Genomic DNA, 2,777 nt, shown 5'->3' with positions numbered 1-2,777 from the left:
ATAGCTGTCAAGAGGGTTTTTAACTTGAATATACAATACAAGTGATAAGTACACAATAAAAACTCATAAGATTTTCTTGTAAAATAGAATTGAATGAACTCGTTACGAAGGGAAATCTTATGAGCTACCATCATTTTGTTAAGTCACTTCATCGTTATCCGTCTAGTATTAGTCGTGAGTGGAAGGGACATCTAAAAGAAGGAAGCTATTCTCCAAGTCATGCACAGAAATCTTACCATATGGCTAAATCACACTGTGGGCGGAAACGTATGCTTGAAAGAGATCACAATTTAAGCAATACCGTCAAACATTTATTTCTCGATTACCAATAGTCTCCTGAAGAAATAGAAGGTCAGTTGAGATTAGAGTATGGGAAAACTGTTATTAGTTATCAAACAATCTATCGAGCCATTTACAGAGGGCATTTTGATGATAACTCACTATCTCATCGTGCTCGTGGTGGTATTCGTAAGCACCGCCATCGTGGAAAGACAAGTCATCAGACTATTCAGCTGCAGGAAAACAAACTTAATAATAGGCCACGAAATGAAGTATTCTATGGGGAAAGTATGCACTTAATTTGACAATTCAAGAAGGAAAAAAGCAGTACATTCAATACTGCTAAATAAATTATTTAAAAATTTCTGTTACTCGCATTATATCCATATTTTTCAATAAAGTCTTGACGAAACTCAAGTAAGTTGTCATCAACAATAGCTTGACGCACCTTGGCCATCAAATTTACTAGGAAATAAAGATTATGATAACTTGTCAAACGAATTCCAAACGTCTCATCTGCTTTCAACAAGTGTCTCACATATGCACGTGTGTAATTTTTACACGTGTAACAATCACACTCTGGATCAATTGAGCTAAAGTCTTCTGCATAGGCAGCGTTTTTAACCACTAGACGTCCATTGCTAGTTATACACGTCCCATTTCGAGCAATCCTTGTCGGCAAAACACAGTCGTACATATCGACTCCACGGATAACACCATCGATCAAACTATCTGGCGCCCCTACTCCCATAAGGTAACGCGGTTTGTTTTCAGGAAGTAGAGGTACAGTAAAATCTAGTACGGCATTCATCTCTTCATGAGTTTCTCCAACCGCAAGACCACCAATAGAATACCCTGGAAAATCCATAGAAACCAAATCATGCGCAGATTGTCTGCGAAGGTCTTCGAAACCAGCTCCTTGTACAATACCAAAGAGCCCTTGATCGTGTGGCCGACGATGTGCTTTTAGTCCACGCTCTGCCCAACGACTTGTACGTTCGATAGATTTTTTGACATAATCGTATGGCTGGTAAAATTGCGGACATTCGTCAAAGCTCATCATAATATCTGAGCCGAGATTATTCTGAATTGAGATAGCTTTTTCAGGAGAAAGAAACATCTTACTTCCATTAAGGTGATTTTTAAAGGTTACACCTTCCTCTGAAATGTTTCGCTTTTCCGCCAATGAGTAAACCTGGAATCCTCCACTATCTGTAAGAATGGCTTGGTCCCAATTCATAAACTTATGGAGTCCACCAGCTTTAGCAACAAGCTCATCACCAGGTCTCAGCCATAGATGATAGGTATTTGCCAAAATAATTCCTGAACCCATCTGCTTTAATTCTTCAGGGGATTGCGTTTTTACAGTAGCTTGGGTACCGACAGGCATAAACATCGGTGTTGGAAAGGTGCCATGAGGCGTTATAATTTCTCCCAGGCGTGCTCCTGTGTATTTTTCTTTCTTTATTAGACGATATTTAATAGGAAAATCAGTCATTTATACTCCTTACGTTAGGAAAAACAATCCTAAGTATTTTTTAACAAGCGAACATTATCCACAACTGCTTTAGTGTATCAAATTTTATAAGAATTGTCAGCTCTCTATTTTCAAACTGTCGATTCAAACTCTTTAAAGCCCATCGCCTAACATTTTCAGCAAGTCAAAATCACCCGTACATTTATTTTGTACGACTAAACTTAAAAACAAACACTATTGTTAGGTATTTAAGCTGTCTACTTGACAGGGGCCATATCAGAACGGGCGGCTTGCTCTTCAGCTGAAAGACTCTGCTTCCGACCAATGTCTAGAGGCCTACCGAATGGTTTCCCTTCAGCACCACCTTTGCTAGTTGCCCCGTCTAGTGGGAATCTTTAGGATTACTTTCTTTGATTCTTCCCACCTGTAGGCGTATCATACTCCTCAAATAGACTTAGCTGATCTGCTATTACGTTTTCTTGTAATTGATTAGAAATATATTCTTCAATTCGCTTCTGCTTTCGTCCAACCGTATCAACATAAAAGCCTCAACACCAAAATTTGCGATCCCCATATTTATACTTTAAATTAGCGTGTCGGTCAAATACCATTAAGCTACTCTCACCCTTTAAATATCCAATAAATGAAGAGATACCTAATTTAAATGGTATACTCACCAACATGTGAATATGATCTGAGCAAGCTGCTGCTTCATGAATTTCAACGCCTTTTCTTTCACATATTAACCGTAAAATTTGACCAATACTTGCTTTGTATTTCCCATAAATTATCTGACGTCAATATTTGGGTGCGAACTCAATATGGTACATAGAATTCCATGTAGTATGTGCTAAACTATTATTCTGTCTCAACAAAAATCCTCCTTTAATATATTAATTAGTGATCGGGAAACCTTATCTAATAAAACACTTTAGTAGGAGGACTATTTGATACATCGCTAAAAGCTTTACGGAACCACTAGCACAGATAATGGTTCCGTAAAGACAGCAAAAAAAGCAGG

General features: G+C 38.1%; 1 protein-coding gene and 2 pseudogenes. 1 reads left to right on the top strand and 2 read right to left on the bottom strand.

What is annotated here, in order from left to right; translation table 11 throughout:
- Positions 1 to 119: 119 nt before the first annotated feature.
- Positions 120 to 500 (top strand): annotated as a pseudogene (locus HMPREF9425_RS10620) (transposase); the annotation flags it as partial.
- Between the two features lie 134 nt (positions 501 to 634).
- Here the strand turns inward: HMPREF9425_RS10620 and tgt are convergent.
- On the bottom strand, positions 635 to 1,777 hold the full coding sequence (gene tgt / locus HMPREF9425_RS00940) for a tRNA guanosine(34) transglycosylase Tgt (protein ID WP_003095978.1): 1,143 nt from the start codon (positions 1,775 to 1,777) through the stop codon (positions 635 to 637).
- A 380-nt stretch (positions 1,778 to 2,157) separates the two neighbouring features.
- A pseudogene (tnpA, locus tag HMPREF9425_RS09170) lies at positions 2,158 to 2,586 on the bottom strand (IS200/IS605 family transposase).
- Positions 2,587 to 2,777: the final 191 nt, after the last annotated feature.

The organism is Streptococcus vestibularis ATCC 49124 (genome assembly GCF_000188295.1).
Lineage (GTDB): Bacteria > Bacillota > Bacilli > Lactobacillales > Streptococcaceae > Streptococcus > Streptococcus vestibularis.
This window is presented reverse-complemented; position numbering and strand designations above follow the sequence as displayed.